The following is a 20091-nucleotide window of genomic DNA, read 5'->3' on the forward strand; positions in this document are numbered from 1 at the left end:
GTCGGGACAGCAGACTATGAGTACGCGGGCGAGCCACACTGGATCGACCATCGATCGCGGGGTGGGCCGCGATTTCGCGGAGTAATCTCTTTCGTCACCGCAACGGACCGTTCCAGCTATGACCGCCGAAGACGAGACACGCATCGATCAGAACGTCATTGACGCGATCGGCGCACTCGGCAACCGAACGCGCCTCGAGATCCTGCTCGCGCTGGCGACAGCGAAACGGGATCAACAGGAACAGTGGCTGACACTCTCCTTTACTGATCTGTACGACGCGGTCGACATCGACAGTACGTCTCGGTTCTCGTACCACCTCGACCAACTCGTCGGCCCCTTCATCGCGGAGACGTCGGACGGCTACCGGCTGACCTACGGCGGCGACAAGATCGTTCGGACGGTCCTCTCCGGCGTGTACGAGAGCGCCCACTCGTTCGATGCCGTCGAGCTGGACGGCGTCTGTGTGTTCTGCGAGGAGCCCTCGCTCGTCGCAGCGGTCGACAAAGAACGGTTCGTCGTCCAGTGTCGCTCGTGTGAGTCGACGCTGCTGACCGACCTCTTCTCACGGAGTCAAACGCGAAACCGGTCGCCGCTCGAAATCGTCGACAGCGTCAGCCATCGGATCTGGAGTACGTCTCGCTTGGTCCGGGGCGGTGTCTGCCCGGAGTGTCACGGCCCTGTCGACACCGTTGCCGATACCTACCATCACGACGAGGACGCGGACCCGTTGTATGCACTTGAGCACACCTGTCTCGAGTGCTGGTTTACCGTCTCCATCCCGCTCGAGGTGTCGGCAGCGTTTCATCCCGCGGCCATCGGCTTCTTCTGGGAGCATGGAATTTCGCTGCTCGATACGCCGCTCTGGGAGTTCTTCGAGTTCGTTGTCACGGAGACGATCACGACCGATGTCACGAGCGTCGACCCACTCGCAGCGTCGTTCGAACTCACACTCGACGGCGAGACGATGCACCTTCAGATGGACGACTCGTTTGCGGTCACTGTTGACTGACGTGGCGGCGAGTCGGTTCGGACCTGCTGATCGGTCGTCTCAAACGTATTTGAGTAGGGGCGTCGTCAATATGTAATGCAGACGATAATACTTATGCCGTCTGCGGAGTATGAGCGAATATGCAGACCGTCTCATCGACAGTGTGTGACGCAACGCCGACTCGGAGGGTCGAGCATGGCGGCGATTGAACTCGAGGGACTGACCAAACGGTTCGGTGACGTTGTCGCTGTCGACGGGCTCGATCTCACCGTCGAAGAGGGAGAGATCTTTGGCTTTCTGGGACCGAACGGCGCGGGGAAGTCGACGACGATCGACATCCTGCTCGATTTTATCCGGCCGACCGGCGGGACTGCGACCGTCCTCGGCTATGACGCCCAGTCGGAGGGGCTGGCCGTCCGCCGCCGGATCGGCGTGCTTCCGGATGCCTACCACGTCTACGACCGACTGACTGGCCGCCAACACGTCGAGTTCGCCATCGAGATGAAAGGCGTCGACGAGGATCCCGACGCACTCTTAGAACGGGTCCGGGTCGCCGACGCCGCCGATCGGAAAGCCGGCGGTTACTCGAAGGGGATGCGCCAGCGGCTGATACTCGCCATGGCGCTGGTCGGCGACCCCGACCTGCTCGTCTTGGACGAGCCCTCGACCGGCCTCGATCCCAACGGGGCCCGCGAAATGCGCGAGATCATCCGCGCGGAGAACGACCGCGGCACCACCGTCTTCTTCTCGAGTCACATCATGGAGCAAGTCGAGGCGGTCTGCGATCGTGTTGCGATCATCGACGACGGCCAGCTCGTCGCCGTCGACACGATCGACGGGCTCCGCGATGCGACGGAGGTCGGCGAGACGCTGTACGTCTACGTGTCGTCACTCGACGACGGCGTCCTCGAGCGCGTTCGCACCCTCGAGGGCGTCGGAACGGTGGCGATCGATGACGGTCGCCTGCGAGTGACCGTCGACGGTGTCTCGAAATTTGCGGTCTTACACGCCATCGATGAGGTGACCGCCGTTCAGGACTTTTCCGTGGTCGAATCGTCGCTCGAGGACCTGTTCGTCCGCTATACGAACGACAGACCGGAGATCGAGTCATGACCTGGGCTACCGTCGCGAAGAAGGATTTCCGTGACGCCGTCCAGTCGCGGGCACTGTGGGCACTCGTCGCCGTCTTCGTGACCCTCTCGGTCGTCTCCACGTACGCGTACGTCGAGGCTCCCGCGCTGTTGGGATCGGCGACGGAGGCGACCTTCGGCGGCCTACTCTTCTTCACGATCGGGCTCGTCGGGCTGTTCGTCCCGCTGTCGGCGATCGTCGTCTGCTACAAATCCCTCGCGGGCGAGCGCGAACTCGGGAGCATCAAGCTGTTGCTCTCCCTGCCGACCACGCGCGGACAGGTCTTCGCGGGCAAGGTCGTCGGGCGGGCCGCCGTCCTCGCCTTTGGCCTCGGCGCCGGGCTCGTCGTCGGCCTCGGCGTCGGTGCCGCGTTGCTCGGCGATCTCGAGGCCGTCGCGCTCGTCGTCTTCGTCCTCGTCACGCTGGCGTTCGTGGCTGTCTACGCGACGATCGTCGTCGGTATCTCGGCAACGACGAGATCGACATCGCGCGCGACGACGCTCGCGCTCGGTTTCTTCGTCGTCTTCGAACTGCTCTGGGACGTGATTCCGATGGGGGTCCTCTACGTCCTCGAGGGGTTTACGATCCCGTCGGCGATGCCCGACTGGCTGTACCCTCTGTTGCAGTTGTCGCCCTCCGCGGCGTATTTCTCGTCGGTCGTCGCGCTGTTGCCCGACCTTGCGGACACGGCGAACGCCGAACCGGCCCAGTCAGGAGCCGGTGCGCAGGCGGCAGCCGACGCGGCTGACCCCTTCTATACGAATCCCGAGATCGGCATCGCCATCTTACTCCTGTGGCTGCTCGTGCCACTGGCTGTCGGTTACTACCGATTCGACGCGTCCGATCTTTGAACTGGGCTGCGATCCCGATGTCCCGGCGCACACCGCCGATACTGCGTCGTTCGACGTCTCGAGTCGTCGCCCTTATCCCCTATCCATCCGAAAACCGGGCAATGACACCACCCCGCGGTCCAGATTCTGACGGCAGCGACAACCTCGAGTTGCCCTGCGGGGAGACCGTCGACCCCCACGAGATCGATCTGGGCATGCGCGAGTATCGTTGTGCCTGCGGTGACGTCCATGCCGTCGTAACCGACGTGCATCCGCCCTCGCGGTTTTTCCCGGAGTCGCTCGTGGCCATCTTACAGGAGACGATCGACACCGACGACGAGTTCGAGGAATTCGGCACCCCCCACCTGATGGGCGTCGTTTTGGAGGAGTTCCCCGAAGATATCGCGGTTCACGACGCAGCAGACGACGGGGCCGTTGGCTACACCCTGCTGTGGGTCGCCGACTTCGATTCGCGGCGGCTCCACGAGATCGTCGTCGAACTCGTCGTCGAACTCATGGAACACGCGATCAGCCACGCCGACGACGACGCTGCAGTCACCGACTTCGAGTCGCAGATGCTCGAGTTCGACGTCTCCGAGTTCGTCGATCAGTATCGAAAGCAGCGCGAGTTCGAGAGCGAGTACGACCAGCCGATCTGATCGGCTCGGAGCCGCGACGCGACGAGCGAGACGGGATTGTGTGTCGCCGCTGTTTCTCCGTGACGAGCCTCGATCGCCGCCCGACTACGTGCGTGTGGTTCACACCCGATCGACAGAACCGGTCGCTGGTCGGACACTCGGTGCGTTTCGGAACTGAAGTTCCCTCGAGTTCGAATTTCGAAAAGCCGTTTCGAGATTCGTACTGTATCGTGGGGCTTATTACGATGTGCGAACTTCGATTCGACAAGACAAATGAGTACGGACACCGCCGTAGACGGCGAGACGGGAGACGGACGCACGATCCTGTTGATCGGGAGCGGCCCGATCCAGATTGGGCAGGCAGCCGAGTTCGACTACTCCGGTGCACAGGCCTGCCGGGCGCTTCAGGAGGAGGGTGCTCGCGTCGTGCTCGTCAATTCGAACCCCGCGACGATCATGACTGACCCGGAAATGGCAGACCGGGTCTACATCGAACCGATCACGACCGACGCCATCGCGGAGATCATCCGCAAGGAGAACCCCGACGGCGTCATCGCCGGGCTGGGCGGCCAGACCGGGCTCAACGTCACCGCCGAGCTCGCCGAGGAAGGCGTCTTGGAGGAACACGACGTCGAGATCATGGGGACTCCCCTGGACACGATCTACGCGACGGAAGACCGCGACCTCTTCCGCCAGCGCATGGAGAAAATCGGCCAGCCAGTTCCCAAGTCGACCACCATCTCCCTCGACGAGGACGAGGAGGTTTCGGAGCTGACCGAGGAGGACCTCGAGGAGCGCGTTCAGGACGCCGTCGACGAGGTCGGCGGCCTGCCGGTCATTTCCCGCACCACGTACACGCTGGGCGGCTCCGGCTCGGGCGTCGTCCACGAGTTCGACGAACTCCTCCGCCGCGTCCGCAAGGGGCTGCGCCTCTCGCGCAACAGCGAGGTGCTCATCACCGAGTCGATCTCCGGCTGGGTCGAGTACGAGTACGAGGTCATGCGCGACGCCGACGACTCGTGTATCATCATCTGCAACATGGAGAACATCGACCCGATGGGCATCCACACCGGCGAGTCGACGGTCGTCACGCCGTCTCAGATCGTCCCCGACGAGGGTCACCAGGAGATGCGCACCGCGGCGCTCGATGTCATCCGTGAACTCGGCATTCAGGGTGGCTGTAACATTCAGTTCGCCTGGCACGACGACGGCACTCCGGGAGGAGAGTATAGGGTCGTCGAGGTCAACCCCCGCGTCTCGCGCTCGTCGGCGCTGGCCTCCAAGGCGACCGGGTATCCGATCGCCCGCGTGACCGCGAAGGTCGCACTTGGCAAGCGCCTCCACGAAATCGAAAACGAGATCACCGGCGAGACGACCGCGGCGTTCGAGCCCGCGATCGACTACGTCGTCACCAAGGTCCCACGCTGGCCCAAAGACAAGTTCGACGACGTCGACTTCGAGCTGACGACGGCGATGAAGTCGACCGGCGAGGCGATGGCCATCGGCCGCACCTTCGAGGAGAGCCTCCTCAAGGCGCTTCGCTCGAGCGAGTACGAACCCGACGTCGACTGGGACGACGTCAGCGACGAGGAACTCGAGGAACACTATCTCGAGCGTCCGTCGCCGGATCGTCCGTACGCGATGTTCGAGGCGTTCGACCGCGGCTACACGGTCGACGAGGTCGTCGACCTGACCGGGATTTTCGAGTGGTACACCGAACGCTACGCGAACATCGCCGACTCGACGGTCGCCGCCCAGGAAGGCGACTTCACCGAAGCCGCGATCACCGGCCACACCAACGCCAGCATCGCCGCGGCAGCCGGCTCGGATGTCGAAACCGTCGAGACCGAAGTCCCCGGCCGCACCTACAAGCAGGTCGACACCTGTGCGGGTGAGTTCAAAGCCGAGACGCCGTACTACTACTCCTCGCGCAAAAACGAGTTCGAGAAGGGCCCGCTCGTGGGTGAGGCAGCCTCGGGCGAACTCGAGGTCGACCGCGACATCGAGAGCGTGATCGTCGTCGGCGGTGGCCCGATCCGCATCGGACAGGGTGTCGAGTTCGACTACTGTTCGGTCCACGCGGTTCGCGCACTGCGCGAACTCGGCATCGACGCCTACGTCGTCAACAACAACCCCGAGACCGTTTCGACGGACTACGACACCTCCGACGGCCTGTTCTTCGAGCCAATTACCGCAGAGGAGGTCGCCGATGTAGCCGAAGCCACGGGCGCCGACGGCGTGATGGTCCAGTTCGGCGGCCAGACGTCGGTCAACATCGGCGAACCGCTCGAGGATGAACTGGAGCGCCGCGGCCTCGACTGTGAGGTCATGGGGACCTCGGTCGAAGCGATGGACCTCGCCGAGGACCGCGACCGCTTCAACCTCCTGATGGAGGAGATGGGCATCGCCCAGCCCGACGGTGGCACCGCCTTCTCGAAGGAAGAGGCCCTCGAGCTGGCCCACGACATTGGCTACCCCGTCCTCGTCCGCCCCTCCTACGTGCTGGGTGGCCGCGCGATGGATGTCGTCTACAACGACGACGAACTCGAGACCTACATCGAGGAAGCCGTCCGCGTCAGCCCCGAGAAACCGATCCTCGTCGACGACTTCCTCGAGGACGCGGTCGAACTCGACGTGGACGCGGTCTCGGACGGTCGCAACATCATCATCGGCGGCATCATGGAACACGTCGAGACCGCCGGCGTCCACTCCGGCGACTCCGCGTGTATGATCCCGCCGCGCTCGCTCGATGAGGACACCTTAGAGCGCGTCCGCGAGGTCACCGAGGACATCGCCGAAGCGCTCAAAACGAAGGGGCTGCTGAACGTTCAGCTGGCCGTTCGCGACGGCGAGGTCTACGTCTTGGAGGCCAACCCGCGTTCCTCGCGTACCGTCCCGTTCGTCTCGAAGGCGACCGGCGTCCCGATCGCCAAACTCGCCGCGAAGGTCATGGCCGGCGAGACCCTCGAGACACTCGAGACGGACGAGCAGATCCCCGAGCACACCTCGATCAAGGAGGTCGTCCTGCCGTTCGACCGCCTGCCGGGCTCGGACCCGCGTCTCGGCCCGGAGATGAAGTCCACCGGCGAGGTCATGGGTACAGCGAGCGACTTCGGCACGGCCTTCTGGAAGGCCCAGCAGGCCGCCGACAACGCCGTCAGCGAAGGCACCGCCGTGGTCGATCTCGACGTTGACGGGTTCGAACAGTTCTTCGACGTCGAGGAGTTCGACGACGTGCCAGCGGCGATTCGCGAGAACGAGGTCGACTTCATCGTCAGCCGCGACCGCGACTCGCTGGAGATGGCCGTCGAAGAGGAGATTCCCTACCTGTCGACGGTGGCGAGTGCCGAGGCCTACGTCGAAGCCCTCGAGAGCTTCGACGGCGACCTTGAGGTCGCTGCCGTAACCGACCGTCCGAAGGACGTCGCCGAGTGGGGCAGCTCGGAGTAAGCGCGTCGGTCGCTCGAGCGCCTGTTTTTCGACGCCGGTGGGCGTTTGTGACGGAACTCGTTCTGGAGTCTGCTACTCGAAGTCGTACCACTCGAAGCGCTCGACGGCGTAGAAATAGGAGACGACTGGGGCGAGCAGGCCGCCGATCAGGGCGGCCCAGGCACCGATCGTGATCGCGCGGGCGGAAACCGAGACCGACGGCAGCGGCGTCCACGCCGACACCGACGCGATCAGTCCGGCGATCAACTCGGGGGCCTCGAGATACAACACGACAGCGGAGCCGGCAGGCAGCGCGATCGCAAACGTATAGACGGCAAACGCCGTCTTGCTCGGCATCACTGCCTCGCGGTTGTTAGTCACGTTGACGCTGCCAAAGCGGGGAAACGCCGAGCCGATCCCGGCTGCAAGCGCCGGCGTCGCGATCGCGCCGGCGACCGTCGCGATAGTCAGGGCGGCGGTCCGCTCGAGTCCGAGGGGGCTTGCGACGCCGAACGCAAGCGAGACGACGAACGCGAGCGGAACACCGACGAGTGCGCCGGCAAGCATGCGACCGCGAATCGCCTGCCAGCCAGTGAGCGTCGACGTGATGACGGCGGGCAGGGCTGGTCCGAGGTCACCCAGCGGGTTGAGCGTAAAGAGGACGCCGGCTGCCCAGATAGCGTACAGACAGAAGAGGACAGTCAAAAACGACGGGACCGTGCCGAGTTCGATGATTTGCTGGAAGAAGCCGAGCGCGCCGAGCAGTGGATAGCCGGCGTACGCCAGCCGGATCGGTGCGCGTTTCGTGCGACGGATCGCCGTTATCGCGACGGTTCGAACCGGTCGCGAGACGGTCCCCGAGAGGAGCCCCTCGAGTCGATCGGACGCCGGTTCCTCGTCGACTGTCTCGTCGTCGGTACGGGCCGGATCCGCGACCCAGTGGCGCTGTGCGGAGGGAACGGCGGCGGCCAGCGCGACGCCCACGAGGAAGACGGCGCCGACGACAGCGCCGGCGATTGCCCGCGTCGACGGGTTGAATCCGGGGATCCCGATCAGTAGCACGTGACCGGGCCATCCCAGTGGGCTCGCCTGCAACGCCGTGAACAACGTTCCCATGACGTCGTTCAGCCCACCAGTCGCGATCGCCCCGAAGTAGGCGAGCCAGAAGGCAGCGAACAACAGCGTTCGATAGCGGGCGATCGGTTCGTAGACGGTGATCAGGTGCCGGACCCAGACCCCGACGACGAACCCGACGGGAACGGCAGAGCCCATGACGATGGCGACTGCCAGCGTTGCGCTGACGATTGGAAGAGGCGTTCCCGCGCCGAACGCGAACGCACCGGCAAAGAGCGCCGTCAGCGGCAGGAGGACGCTTGCATAGAGTGTGACTTCGGCAGTGACGATACCGACGACAGTGTTTCGAACTGCCGTCGACAACAGAAGGAACGCTGGCTCGTCGATAGCTGCGACTGCCGTGACGGTTCGCATGACCGATATCACGACCAGAAACACCCAGAGGACTGCGATACCGCCGGTCACGTACTCGGTTACCGTCGTGGCGGTCTCTGCCGAAATCGGGGCGGTAACGGCCTGATCACCAAGTCTCGGTAAAATGCTCACTCCGAGGGCCGTGATCGGGCCGAGTGCGAACACCGCAATCGCGATCGTCAAGAGGAGTTTCGTCCGGTTTCCAACGACCGCGCGAACAGTCCGTCGGAGCTCGAGATCCGCGACACTCATGGCAGCGCGTGCCATCACGGACCACCTCGAGTCGATCGAGAGGAGGGGAACAATTCCGGGCTCATAGTCGTGGTCGGGGTGCGCTGGCAGTAAACCCTTTGGATATCTGTCATTCAGTCGTGGCGACCGCCCAAATATGACACACTTTTAATGAGATACCGACAAACGAACGCGTATGCGCCCTGCCGACGGCCCCGCCATCGAAACTGACGGACTGACGAAGCGCTACGGCGAGACGACCGCCGTCTCGGAGCTGACGATGACCGTCGACCGCGGCACTGTGTACGGGTTTCTCGGCCCCAACGGCGCGGGGAAGACGACCACGATGCGGATACTGACGACGCTGACGAGACCGACCGCGGGGACGGCCCGCGTCGCCGGCCACTCGATCACCGACCGCGAGTCCGTCACGCCACATATCGGCTACCTGCCCGAGGAGCCGCCGGTCTACGACGAACTCACCGGTCGCGAACAACTCGAGTACGCTGCCGGTCTCCGTGACATCCCCGAGACCGAGGCAAGCGAGCGCATCGACGCGTTGCTCGAGCGCTTCGACCTGCGCGCGGATGCCCACAAGCGCATCGAGGACTACTCGAAAGGGATGCGCCAGAAGGTCGGCGTCATCCAGGCAGTGTTGCACGAACCGGACGTGGCCTTTCTCGACGAACCGACCAGCGGGCTCGACCCCCGCGCGGCCCGGACGATGCGTGAGACGATCGCCGACCTCGCCGACCACGAGATGACGATCTTCCTCTCGACGCACATCCTCTCGGTCGTCGACGAACTGGCCGACGAGATCGGCGTCCTCCACAACGGGACACTCGTCGCCGAAGACGATCCCGAACGGCTCAAGACGCGCGCCGAAACCGGCGATGCTCGCAGTCTCGAGGACGCCTTCCTCGAGATTACCCGCGAGCCGACCGACGACGGCGTTCCAGCGCACCGATCCGCGGAATGAGCGAGGCCGATAACGGCGAGAGATAGCTGTAGCTGTTCTAAAGAGAGTTCTATGGGCGTTTCCCCAGCAGCTTTTAGTAGCACGCTGTTGTACACTCAGGTGGAGGTGAAAATCGATGGTGAACAGAGACATCGCTACTCTCGTTGCTGACGTTCGAATCGCCGATCGAGGTCCAACGATCGACCGATACGATCTCTTGCTGGGGCTGATCCCGGCGGCGTTTCTCGTCGTGTTTCTCGCCAGCCGACTCCTTGCGCTGCCACCCGAAGCGACCGCTCTCGGTGGCAGCGTGATTGCAGCGCTCGCGCTGCTCGATGGCCTGTTCGTCCGGCCACCGATGGGGCCGGCAGGGCACCGCTAGTCGCCGCTAACTGGTCCCGTCCGCTCGCTCGTACGACGGCTGTGAAATCGGTGTACGAGACCGTTCTGTCGTGACGACCTGTAATTGCAGGCCGAGTCCCGGTCTCACGTGGCCGAGCGCTGCGACGACGGTCTCCGAACAGAATACTCAAAAACGACCGGGCACTCGTCACTGTATGGAGTATTACGAGGCGGCGGATTTCTTATTCGATCTCCGGCGGTTCCGCCCGAAGCCGGGAACCGAGTCGACGGCCCGGTTGCTGTCTCACCTCGAGCACCCCCATGCCGACGTCGATTTCGTACAGATCGCCGGCTCCAACGGGAAAGGGAGCACGGCCCGCATGCTCGAGCGAACCCTGCGGGAGGCCGGCTACTCCGTCGGGCTCTACACCTCGCCACATCTCGAGGATCTCCGCGAGCGGGTCCGCGTCGACGGTCGAAAGATCCCTCGCTCGGCCGTCTGCGAGTACGTTGGCGCGATCCGCGAGTACGTCACTGAGCAGGCCGCCGACGGCGAGTCCCCGACCTTCTTCGAGGCGATGACTGCGATGGCGCTGTGGCAGTTCGGTCGCGAGGACGTCGATATTGCCGTCCTCGAGGTCGGTATCGGCGGTAAGTACGACGCGACGAGCGTCGTTGACCCCGTCGCCAGTGCGGTCACGAGCGTCACCCGAGAGCACACGGGCATCCTCGGCGACACCGAAGCGGAGATCGCTCACGACAAGGCCCACGTCGCGCCCGATGATGCACCGCTGGTCACGGGCGTAACCGGCGAGCCACTCGAGACGGTTCGTGACGTTGCCGGCGACGTGGTGACCGTCGGGACGGACACGGAAGCCGACACACAGCCCGACATCTGCGTCACCTACGAAGGGCGGGCAAACCATATCGAAGCGACCGTCTCGATCGACGGCGACGACTGGGACCTCGAGACACGGATCCCGCTGCTGGGCGAACATCAGGCGGTCAACGCCGGAATCGCCACAGTTCTCGCTCGGCAGTTTGCCGACGTCTCAGCGTCAGCCCTCGCCCGCGGGCTGCGAAGCGCTCACTGGCCGGGCCGGTTCGAAGTGATCGACACCGAGCCGCTGACCGTCCTCGATGGCGCACACAACCCCGGTGCCTGCGAGCGCCTCGGCGAGACGCTCGCGACCTACGACTACGACGACCTCCACGTCGTCTTCGGCGCGATGCACGAGAAAGAACACCGTGCGATGGCCGCCGCGTTGCCGACGCCCGAGAGCGTCGTGACGACCGAGCCGACGCTCGACCGCGCCGAGGATCCTGCCGTCCTCGCCGAGGCGTTCGCCGACGCTGGTGTCGACACGGTCCGTTCCGAACCCGCCGTTCACGATGCGCTTGCACGCGCGCTCGAGGCAGCCGACGGCGACGACTGCGTGCTCGTCACCGGCTCGCTGTTCGTCGTCGCCGAGGCGCGTTCGCGCTGGACCCGAACTGACGTTCCAAAGCGCGTCCGCGACCTCGCCGATGCCCGCGACGCACTCGAGGGAGCAAACGTCGCCACGGACGACATCGAGCGGCTGGACGGCGACGCCGTCCACCGGGTCGTCAGGACGACACTGCGGGACCGACAGGCGACCGTCCTGAAAGAAGAGTTGCTCCGAGTGGGCGGCGAGTGTGCCTTATCGAATATCGACCGCGACGACGAGGCCGTCGACGCCGTGTTGATGGGCACGCTCACTCAGTTCGAGGCGCTCGTCGAGGCCCTCGAGAGCCGATCGCGCCCCCACGGAGTAGCCGATGTCGCACGGGAACTGCGGGATACCCTCGCACTCGAGGCCGGAGCCGACGCCGAGGGTCGACCGACGCCGGCGGTTGGCCACACCGCGGGACGGTCCCGGTCGGCGTCCCGCTCTGGGGGCGAGGCGATCGAATCAGACACCCCCTGGGATGATCGGACAGCCGTCATGGGCATCCTGAACGTCACGCCCGATAGCTTCCACGACGGCGGCCAGTACGACGCACTCGAGGACGCCGTGGCCCGCGCCGAGGCGATGGTCGACGCCGGCGTCGACGTGATCGATATCGGTGGCGAGTCCACCCGACCGGGCTCCGATCCCGTCTCGGTCGACGAAGAACTGGATCGGGTCCTCCCAGTGATCGAGGAAATCGCCGATCTCGACGCCATGCTCTCGGTCGATACCCGCCGGGCCGCCGTCGCCGACGCGACTCTCGAAGCTGGCGCGGACATCATCAACGACGTCTCGGGGCTCGAGGACCCAGAGATGCGCTTTGTCGCCGCCGACCACGACGCGAGGCTGGTCGTGATGCACAGCATCGACGCGCCGGTCGTCCCCGACCGCGACGTCGAGTACGACGACGTGGTTGCGGACGTCCTCGATCACCTCTCCGAACGCGTGTTACTGGCCGAGAAAGCGGGCCTCGACCGCGAGCAGATCATCGTCGACCCCGGGATCGGCTTCGGTAAGTCCACAGCGGAGAACTTCGAACTCCTCGATCGAATCGACGAGTTCCACGCACTCGGCTGCCCCATCCTGTTCGGCCACTCCCACAAGACGATGTTCGAACACATCGGTCGCGAGCCCGGCGACCGGCTCGAGGCGACCGTCGCCGCGACGGCCCTCGCTGCCGACCGCGGGGCCGACATCGTGCGTATCCACGACGTCGCGGAGAACGTCGCCGCGGTTCGGACGGCGCTTGCAGCGCGCGATCCGGCGCGTTTCGAGTGGGAGTCATAACCCGCTCGCAACTGGCTTGCATATCGGCCCGGAAGCTGTCCGAATCAGCCGCCTCTCGGACGGGTGACCCGATCATTTCTATCAGTAATGCCCGCGGCGCATACGTGTTGGTTATCGTATGTATTTAGTGCCTTTCCAGTCTATCACTGCACAAGAATGTCAGAACTGACTGACAACTGCAGGGAACATCTCGAGCAAGCGTTACAACACGACGATCCCAGCGAGAAGGATTTCCACATTCGGCAGGTGATCCAGGCGTGTGGTGTCGATGATCTTCCTGACGAGTCCGACACCGAATAGCGTTCTGTCCGTACTGTATCGCGACAGTGACGCTCATCCAAGCGCTCGTCTGCAGGCGGCTACTCGTCCGGCCCGCAGCCAAGCGACCGGTGTGGACAGTGCCAGCAGTGCTCGCCCGGTGTCGTCTCGTGAAACGACGGCTCGTCGACTGCCGCGAGCGTCTCGCGGACCGCGTCCCACGACGGGAGCGCGTCGCGTTCGAACAGGTCGACACGAGGGCCGTCGACGTCACCGACGTAGACGTAGCCGGCAGCCGAGATCGGGGCGTCGAACCGGTCTGCACAGGCACGCACGTAGAGTGCGAGCTGGACGGCATCGTCGGGCACGATTCGTTCTGTGGTGGCCTTGTAGTCGAGGACCGCTAGCCCGCCATCGGGCAACCGCCGAATCGAGTCGACATAGCCGACCACGTCTCCGGTGACGCCGGCGACATCCTCGAGCGCGAAGGGCAACTCTGCAGCCACTGGCTCCCACTCGGCGACCGGCTGGTCGATGGCGGATGCGCTCGCCTCGAAGTAGCGGTCGATACAGTCGAGCACGGCCTCGCGGTGGGTGAGCAAATCGCGCGCGGTGAGCTGTCGAACCGCAGCCTCGCGCCACGCCTCGCGGGTGTGATACTCGCGATGGAAGGCCTCTTCGGCGACGTCGTGGAAGACGGTGCCGACGATTCGTGACGCCAGATCGTCGCTCGCGACGACTGTCCCGCCGTTCGTCTCGGTCGCTTCGCCGCCGCCGGCCGATGCGGGATGTGGATCGTCGATCGCCCGAACGACGTGATCCAGGTAGTGTTTCCGCGGACAGGTCTCGTGAGTGTCCATCGCGGAGTAGCTGTGACGCATCGCGACCGGGAGCTCCGTCGTGGACGCGAGCGTCTCGATCGGGAACCGGACGGTCTCGGTCGTCAACGCAGAGAGCTGGCGGCTACCGGGGATCCGTATGGCCGATCCCGAACCGCCCTCGTCGTCGCTCCCGGCCCCGTTCCAACCGTGGCTTGCCGCGTCAGCTGCCGGCAACAGCCTGCCATCTCGGAGCAATCGTCCCAGCCGGTGGACCGTCTCGATCGCCTCGCGCGTCTCAAGCGGTTCGACGTGTCGATCACCGTAGTCGGCGTAGTAGGTGATCGTCCCCGGACTCTCGTCGGTCGAGGCGGCGATTTCGTCGGTTCGATCGACGACTGTCTCGGGGTAGATTTCCCGCACGCGCTCGAAGCTTGCGGTCAGTGACGCCCACAGATCCATCCGCCGGCCAGCGACCGACCACTCGATGTCATCGGCCAGACAGGCGTCGGCAGTCGACACCGCGAGTTCGGTCTCGTCGCCGTCGTAGGCGTACGCCGAGCCGAACAGGAACAAGTGGTTCTCGGCGCGCGTGAGCGCGACGTGAAGCACCCGCCACTCCTCGCCGACCGTCTCGGCGGCCAGATCCGTACAGAGCGGAGAGTCCACGTCGTCATCGAGCGCGGCGGCCAGCAGCCGGTGGCGGGCTCGCTCGACATAGTCGCCGTCGACACACCACTCCTCGTCCGAGAGGTACGGAACCAAGACCGTATCGAACTCGAGCCCCTTGGCCTGATGGACCGTCATCACGTCGACGCTGTCGGCGGATCGCGTTCCACGGGTTCGATCGCTGCCGCCGCCCCGAAGCGTCTCAGCAAGCGCGTCGACGAACTCGGTCGACAGCGACTGGACGACCCCGTCAGTGTCGTAGGCCTCGACGAACCGCTCGATGCGATCGAACTCGGCTCGCTCCTCGCTCGTACAGAACCACTCGATCCGTGTCAGCTCGCGGAACCGGCGCAGAAAGCCAGACAGCGGGTAGACGTCACGGAATCGCTCGAGTCGCTCGAGGTGGTCGCGAGCCCGCTCGAGCCGGTCAGGCTGTGTGAGCCGGTCACGATCGATCGTCAGGACGGCATCACGCAACGTTCCCGCCTGTCTGTGCAGCGTTGCGAGGTCGCTTTCCGTCAGCCGGTAGCGGGCGAGCAACACGCGCCGGAGATGGGCATCGGCATCCGGTTCGACGAGGACCCGGAGATACGACAGCACCGTTTGCAGTCCGGGCGAAACCTCGCCACGGGGCGAGCCGGAGATTTCGTAGGGGATCTGTTGGTCCCGGAGGGCGTCCGCGATCGCCTGTGCGTGGCGATTCGTCCGGACGATAATCGCGAGATCGCCCAGCGAGCGCTGGGGGACGTTCGCTGCTGCGCCGTTTAACAGCCGCGAAACCGTCGTTGCGACCCCCTCAGCCGTCGATCCTGGGATCGCGTCGCTTTCGACTTTGACGACGCGGTCCGGCGGGTCGGCTTCGTCGTAGGTGCCTCGCGTCCGGCCATCCTCGCGCAGCGTCTTCGAGGACTGCGGCCCGTAGTCACAGGCGTTCGTCAGATCGAGTATCTCCTGTCGCGAGCGAAAGTTACGCTCGAGTTCGATCGCTTCGTGGTCGTCGTAAGCGTCGGCCAGCCGGTCGAGCCCCTCGCGGTCGGTGCCACGCCAGCCGTAGATCGCCTGGTCTTTGTCGCCGATTGCGAGCAGGTCCGGCCGGTCGGGACCGTCCGTGAGTGCAGTGAGCAGCGAGAACTGCGTTTCGTCGGTGTCCTGAAACTCGTCGCAGTAGACCTGCGTCCATTGGCTCGTGATTTCGTCTGTGATCGCATCATCATCGAGCAGGCAGGTTGCCGTCCGAACGAGTTCGTCGAAGTCGAGCGCTCCCTCTGTGTCGAGAGCGTCGTGGTAGTCCGCATAGACATCGGCGTAGTGACGCGCCAGCCGAAGGAACTCGACGTAGTGTTTCAGGCGACCGAACGGGGTCTGTTCGATCCGGCTCGTCGCCGTTCCCCAGATTTGGTTGCCGAACAGCGCCCGCGGCAGGTGTTTCGTGGTTGGATCGTCTAACGAGAGCGTCTCGATCGTGTTCGTCACGGAGCGCTGGAGCACCCGGAGGTACTGATCGATGTCACGAACCAGCTCGTCCTCGCGGAAGGCCGCCGGCGCTTCGGCGATCTGCTCTCGGCAGTACGAGACGAGTTTTCCGTAGTCGATCAGCGACTCGCGGGCCTGCTCGAGGTGTTCCTCCCGGTTGAAATAGCGCAAGGCTTCGTTGTCGAACGACAGCGTGTCGTCGGCTCGTTGCTCGAGCCAGAGGACGAACTCGTGACAGAGCTCGAGGGTCCGCACCGACGGCAGCCCCGCCTGCAGCTCGTCGGGCGTGACGTTCTCTTGGCTCATCGCACCGATAAACTGGTCGACCGCAGCTGTGAGGTCGGCTGGCGAGCCGTCGTGTTTCGATGCGGCTGCGAAGCCGTAGTCGGTATCGGCGAGCAGGCGACCGACGAGCCGTTGGCGTTTGCGCTCGGTGACGACCTCGAACTCGGGCGAGTAGCCGAGATAGTAGGCGTACTCGCGAACGAGCCGGTAACAAAAGGAGTGGTAGGTGTAGACGTCGATCGCCGCCGTGGCATCGGGATCGAGCCGTTCGGCGACTGCCGCGCGGATGCTCGCAGCGGCTTCGTTCGCGAAGGTCAACACGAGCACGTCGTCGGGCTCGACGTCCCCTCGCTCGATGGCGCGCTCGAGTCGAACGAGCATCGTCGTCGTCTTCCCGGTGCCGGCACCGGCGTCGACGGAAGTACAGGCCGTGCGGCTCTCGATGACCGCCGTCTGGTTGCCTTTCGGCTCGATCTCGTCGACCGATGTGGGTGTATCGTGGTCGGGTCGGCGGGACTCATCAGCCATCGAACCGCACCTCTTCTGAGATGTACTCCTGACAGCAGACGGTGTAGTCGCAGTCTGGACAGGCGTTTGTCGTGATCCGGTTCCAGCGGTCGGCGGGGTCAAACGCTCCCGAACGCAGGTCCGCAACGACCGCCGCCAGCCGACTATCGACTGTCTCGTTTCGGTGCTCGTGAGTCATGCCGAACGTATGGTGGTCGACGTAAACGTCGGTCAGATCAGCGACCTCGAGGCTCGTCTCGACCGCATCCCGGACCCAGTTGACCGTCAGCCCCGACCGGTCGGCAAGCGGAATTTGGAGGTAGCGACAGGTCTGGTCCCCGAGTTGGAGCCGATCGCGGAGCGTTCGGAGTCCGTCGAGGACGACGGCAGTCTCGAGCAGCGCGCTGACGGGATCGGGCTCGAACACGTCCGACTCGTCGTCGAAGTGGTCGGTAAAGAGAGTCGCGACGTCGCCCTCCCAGTCCGACCGGTAGCGCAGGGGACCAAGTGGTGCGAGCGTCGGAACGAACCGGACGCCGACGAGTGACGAGCCGTCGCCGTAGACGTAGTCGACCGTCGCATCGATCGTCACCACGTCCGCGTCGCCTGCGGCGTTCGGTTCCGGGAGCGAAACCGTACTCGAAAGCGCCAGTCCCGGTCCGATCAGTTCGCCGCGGGCTGCGCCGGCGTCCAGCCGTTCGATCCCCGCGGCGTGGTCCGTTCCAACCTGTGTGACGTAGGCAGCGAGCGTCGCCTCGAGGGCCTGCCGTTCGTGGCGACGCTGAGCGTGGGAGTGAAAGCGCTCGTCGTAGTCGGACCAGCGCGTTCCAAGCCGATCACGGGCGGCTTCCTCGAGTGGGTCTCGGTTGGTCTCACCGCTTCGGAGCCCATCACAGATCGCGGCCCGAAGGAGGGCGATCCGGTCGTCGACGGTGTCGTCGTCGCTTCCCTCGAGCCCGTGGACGTGGGCGAGTTCGTACCGACGGGGACAGTGGAGATACGTTCGGAGGCCGTCGACAGTGAGCGAATCGCCTCGCGTCGCATCAGTCATCACGGACCACCTCACCCGCGGCGAACTCGAACTGCGACCGGACCGCATCAGCGAGGTCGGCGTCGACATCGCCCTCCTCGAGGACGACCGCGATCTCCTCGAACAAGGCTTCTGTCTCACCGAGGTCGGCCTCGCCGCCGGTACTGGCCTCACGGAGTACCCGCTCGAGTTCGCCCCGGGGCTGGGCGAGTAGCGCCTCGATGGCGTTCGTCTCGCCGTGGATCGTCGCGTCGGCGTGGGTATCGACATCTTCGAGTGTGAGTCCTGGTGTCGCATCGATCAGTTGCAGATAGCGCGACTCGTCGTAGCTCCGGCGCAAGCCACCGGCACCGCGTTCGTAGGAACAACAGTAGAGGAGACGATCGGCGGCGCGGGCACCGAGTGCGAACCGCCGCCGGGAACGGTGGGCGTGATAGGTTTCGAAGGGGTCGCCCACGTCGGCGGCATCGGCTGTCACGAAGGTGTCGGTGATCGCCTCGAGAGACGGATCGGTGACAGCCGGATAGGCAGCCATCTGCCGGAGCCACGCCTGCGGGAACAACTGGGTGAGAAACTGCTCACCGGGATACGTTTCGTCGATCAGATCGAGCAGGAAGACTGCCGTTCGCGAGTCGTATTTCAGGTCGTCGATAGCACAGACGGTGACGCCGCCGGTGGGCGGTCGCGTCTCGACCGCGTGGACGTAGGGTGCGTCGTATCGGATCGTCCGCCGGAGCATCCGGCGCAGTCCCTGCCAGTCCGGCCCGACGAGGTCGGTCTCCTCGACGAAGTCGGCGATCTCTAAGACCCGACGGATGCCCTCGTACTGCTCCCGGGCGTCGACCCATTCCTCCTCGCGGGCGATCCGGCCTTTCAGGTCGGTCCGGCGAATCCATCGCTCGAGCGAGTGCCGAACGCTCGAGCCGGCGGTGTCAGCGAGTAGTTCGGGCGAGAAATCGGGGACGCGAGCCCGAAGGCGGTCGAGTGAGACGGCTCTCGAATCGCCCGCACCCTGCGTCGCCGCGTCCTCGCGTCGCTCGAGGGCGTCGCCGTCGCGTTCCCGTTCGCACTGGCACGTGACGACGGCGTAGAGTTCATTCACCGCCGGGTCCTCGGCCAGCGACGGGGTCCCGATCGTGGCGGTCGGGACGCCTGCGTCGCGGAGCCGCCGTCTGGTCTCGGGGACTCGTTCGATCCGCGGGACGGCAACGGCAAACTCGTCGTAGGACCAGCCGTGGCGGTCGCGCAGCGACTGGATCTCGGTGGCGACCGCCCGGGCTTGCTCGCGGGCGGTTCCGGTTCGGATGCGTCGTGCGCGTCCCATCGAATCGGCGTCTGCGGGCTTTTCCGGGGACTCGCCGGTCGCCAGAAACCGCGCGATCGGCTGATGTGGCGATGTGGCGTCCGTTGCACGCACTGTCTCGGGCTCGAGCGGTTCGACCGCGAGCCCTGCGTCGGCTGCGATCTCGTCGACGGAGCCGGATTCGACGCGCGTCCGTTCGACGCTGGCGTGGCGCTCGCCGAGACAGACCAACTCGGCGTCGCGCGTGAGCGCGGCGAGATACCGGCGGTCAAGTCGGCGGTACTCCTCGAACTCGACGGCGAGGACGGCGTCGAACGAGGCAGTAACGCGCGTCCGAAGGCCGTCGGCGTCGGCCTCGAGCAAGTCGACCGCCCGCGGGACCACGTCGGCCCGCTCGACGTAGCCCCGCTCGTCGAGTTCTGCGTGGAACCGGTCGTTCATCGCGTACAGAAAGGCCAGACAGTCGTGGGGGTCCTCGAGGTCGTCGAGCCGAATCCGCTGGCGAGTCGCCGCGAGCAGCAGTTGCCCCACGTCGCGTGTGAAACTCTCGTGAGCCGCCGCCCGCTCGAGGTAGTCCGGAACGTCGCGGCTGGCCCCGTCGATCACCAGCGAGATGAGTTCGATCCGTTCCTCGTACTCGAGGCGGTCCAGTGTCGGATCGTGCTCCTCGATGGTCTTCGAGGCGTGTTCGGGAAGCGACTCGATACGGGGCGAGCGGGGACCGCTGTCGGCCCGCTCGCGGTCAGCGTCGGCCAGTGCCTCGGTCAGCGAGTCGAGACCCGCTGGGTGTCGTTTCAGGACCAGCACGTTCCGGGGGCCGTACTCGTCGGCGAGCGCGGCGTACTCCGCGGCAACAGTCGCGAAGACGTCGCTCCCGGGTGCAGGCGCGGGGAGGAGCTTGCAGGTCCCCTCGAGGGTGGGCGGCGATGGAGCCATCGATCGTACGTCAGCGAG

At 65.1% G+C, this 20091-nt stretch carries 13 protein-coding genes; 9 read left to right on the forward strand and 4 right to left on the reverse strand.

Going from position 1 to position 20091, the window contains the following annotated elements; genetic code table 11:
• The first annotated feature begins 118 nt into the window (after nt 1–118).
• The 5 genes from ACERI1_RS11275 (at nt 119) to carB (ending at nt 7037) form a co-directional block, all read left to right on the forward strand.
• A complete protein-coding gene (locus tag ACERI1_RS11275; protein WP_373618260.1) occupies nt 119–1009 on the forward strand; it encodes an ArsR/SmtB family transcription factor in 891 nt (296 codons plus the stop codon).
• A gap of 174 nt (nt 1010–1183) precedes the next feature.
• Nucleotides 1184–2101, forward strand: a complete 918-nt coding sequence (locus ACERI1_RS11280) for an ATP-binding cassette domain-containing protein (protein WP_373618261.1) — start codon at nt 1184–1186, stop codon at nt 2099–2101.
• Nucleotides 2098–2970: an ABC transporter permease subunit gene (locus ACERI1_RS11285; protein WP_373618262.1), complete on the forward strand. Its 873-nt coding sequence runs from the start codon at nt 2098–2100 to the stop codon at nt 2968–2970. The genes ACERI1_RS11280 and ACERI1_RS11285 overlap by 4 nt, the downstream gene beginning before the upstream one ends.
• Nucleotides 2971–3071: 101 nt before the next feature.
• On the forward strand, nt 3072–3608 hold the full coding sequence (locus tag ACERI1_RS11290; RefSeq protein ID WP_373618263.1) for a DUF5815 family protein: 537 nt from the start codon (nt 3072–3074) through the stop codon (nt 3606–3608).
• A gap of 252 nt (nt 3609–3860) precedes the next feature.
• The gene (carB, locus tag ACERI1_RS11295) at nt 3861–7037 is read left to right on the forward strand and encodes a carbamoyl-phosphate synthase large subunit (protein WP_373618264.1); all 3177 of its coding nucleotides are present in this window, start codon (nt 3861–3863) and stop codon (nt 7035–7037) included.
• A 72-nt stretch (nt 7038–7109) separates the two neighbouring features.
• On the opposite strand, the gene ACERI1_RS11300 is transcribed toward carB, so the two are convergent.
• Nucleotides 7110–8771 carry a hypothetical protein gene (locus tag ACERI1_RS11300; RefSeq protein WP_373618265.1) on the reverse strand — a complete coding sequence of 554 codons (1662 nt, stop codon included), beginning with the start codon at nt 8769–8771 and terminating at the stop codon, nt 7110–7112.
• Between the two features lie 160 nt (nt 8772–8931).
• On the opposite strand from ACERI1_RS11300, the gene ACERI1_RS11305 reads away from it, so the two are divergent.
• The 4 genes from ACERI1_RS11305 (at nt 8932) to ACERI1_RS11320 (ending at nt 13094) form a co-directional block, all read left to right on the forward strand.
• Nucleotides 8932–9714, forward strand: coding sequence for an ABC transporter ATP-binding protein (locus ACERI1_RS11305; RefSeq protein ID WP_373618266.1), 783 nt, complete (start codon nt 8932–8934; stop codon nt 9712–9714).
• A 115-nt stretch (nt 9715–9829) separates the two neighbouring features.
• A complete protein-coding gene (locus ACERI1_RS11310) occupies nt 9830–10075 on the forward strand; it encodes a hypothetical protein (RefSeq protein ID WP_373618267.1) in 246 nt (81 codons plus the stop codon).
• 175 nt (nt 10076–10250) lie between these two features.
• Complete coding sequence (gene folP / locus ACERI1_RS11315; protein ID WP_373618268.1) at nt 10251–12794, forward strand: dihydropteroate synthase; 2544 nt, start codon at nt 10251–10253, stop codon at nt 12792–12794.
• 156 nt (nt 12795–12950) lie between these two features.
• The gene (locus tag ACERI1_RS11320; protein WP_373618269.1) at nt 12951–13094 is read left to right on the forward strand and encodes a hypothetical protein; all 144 of its coding nucleotides are present in this window, start codon (nt 12951–12953) and stop codon (nt 13092–13094) included.
• Nucleotides 13095–13153: 59 nt separating this feature from the next.
• Here ACERI1_RS11320 and ACERI1_RS11325 read toward each other — a convergent pair whose 3' ends face one another.
• The 3 genes from ACERI1_RS11325 to ACERI1_RS11335 are packed head-to-tail and all read right to left on the reverse strand — an operon-like array spanning nt 13154 to nt 20073.
• Entirely contained in the window at nt 13154–16825 is a 3672-nt protein-coding gene (locus ACERI1_RS11325) for a UvrD-helicase domain-containing protein (RefSeq protein WP_373618270.1), read from the reverse strand.
• Complete coding sequence (locus tag ACERI1_RS11330; protein WP_373618271.1) at nt 16818–17855, reverse strand: hypothetical protein; 1038 nt, start codon at nt 17853–17855, stop codon at nt 16818–16820. The genes ACERI1_RS11325 and ACERI1_RS11330 overlap by 8 nt, the downstream gene beginning before the upstream one ends.
• Nucleotides 17848–20073: a hypothetical protein gene (locus ACERI1_RS11335; RefSeq protein ID WP_373618272.1), complete on the reverse strand. Its 2226-nt coding sequence runs from the start codon at nt 20071–20073 to the stop codon at nt 17848–17850. Before ACERI1_RS11335 ends, ACERI1_RS11330 begins: the two co-directional genes overlap by 8 nt.
• Between the last annotated feature and the right edge of the window lie 18 nt (nt 20074–20091).

This window comes from Natrinema sp. HArc-T2 (assembly GCF_041821085.1).
Classification (GTDB): domain Archaea; phylum Halobacteriota; class Halobacteria; order Halobacteriales; family Natrialbaceae; genus Natrinema.

Excerpts from the sequence above, each read along its gene's own strand:
- ACERI1_RS11275 (WP_373618260.1), top strand. The coding sequence starts at position 119 with ATGACCGCCGAAGACGAGACACGCATCGATCAGAACGTCATTGACGCG.
- ACERI1_RS11280 (WP_373618261.1), top strand. The coding sequence starts at position 1,184 with ATGGCGGCGATTGAACTCGAGGGACTGACCAAACGGTTCGGTGACGTT.
- ACERI1_RS11285 (WP_373618262.1), top strand. The coding sequence starts at position 2,098 with ATGACCTGGGCTACCGTCGCGAAGAAGGATTTCCGTGACGCCGTCCAG.
- ACERI1_RS11290 (WP_373618263.1), top strand. The coding sequence starts at position 3,072 with ATGACACCACCCCGCGGTCCAGATTCTGACGGCAGCGACAACCTCGAG.
- carB (WP_373618264.1), top strand. The coding sequence starts at position 3,861 with ATGAGTACGGACACCGCCGTAGACGGCGAGACGGGAGACGGACGCACG.
- ACERI1_RS11300 (WP_373618265.1), bottom strand. The coding sequence starts at position 8,771 with ATGGCACGCGCTGCCATGAGTGTCGCGGATCTCGAGCTCCGACGGACT.
- ACERI1_RS11305 (WP_373618266.1), top strand. The coding sequence starts at position 8,932 with ATGCGCCCTGCCGACGGCCCCGCCATCGAAACTGACGGACTGACGAAG.
- ACERI1_RS11310 (WP_373618267.1), top strand. The coding sequence starts at position 9,830 with ATGGTGAACAGAGACATCGCTACTCTCGTTGCTGACGTTCGAATCGCC.
- folP (WP_373618268.1), top strand. The coding sequence starts at position 10,251 with ATGGAGTATTACGAGGCGGCGGATTTCTTATTCGATCTCCGGCGGTTC.
- ACERI1_RS11320 (WP_373618269.1), top strand. The coding sequence starts at position 12,951 with ATGTCAGAACTGACTGACAACTGCAGGGAACATCTCGAGCAAGCGTTA.
- ACERI1_RS11325 (WP_373618270.1), bottom strand. The coding sequence starts at position 16,825 with ATGGCTGATGAGTCCCGCCGACCCGACCACGATACACCCACATCGGTC.
- ACERI1_RS11330 (WP_373618271.1), bottom strand. The coding sequence starts at position 17,855 with ATGACTGATGCGACGCGAGGCGATTCGCTCACTGTCGACGGCCTCCGA.
- ACERI1_RS11335 (WP_373618272.1), bottom strand. The coding sequence starts at position 20,073 with ATGGCTCCATCGCCGCCCACCCTCGAGGGGACCTGCAAGCTCCTCCCC.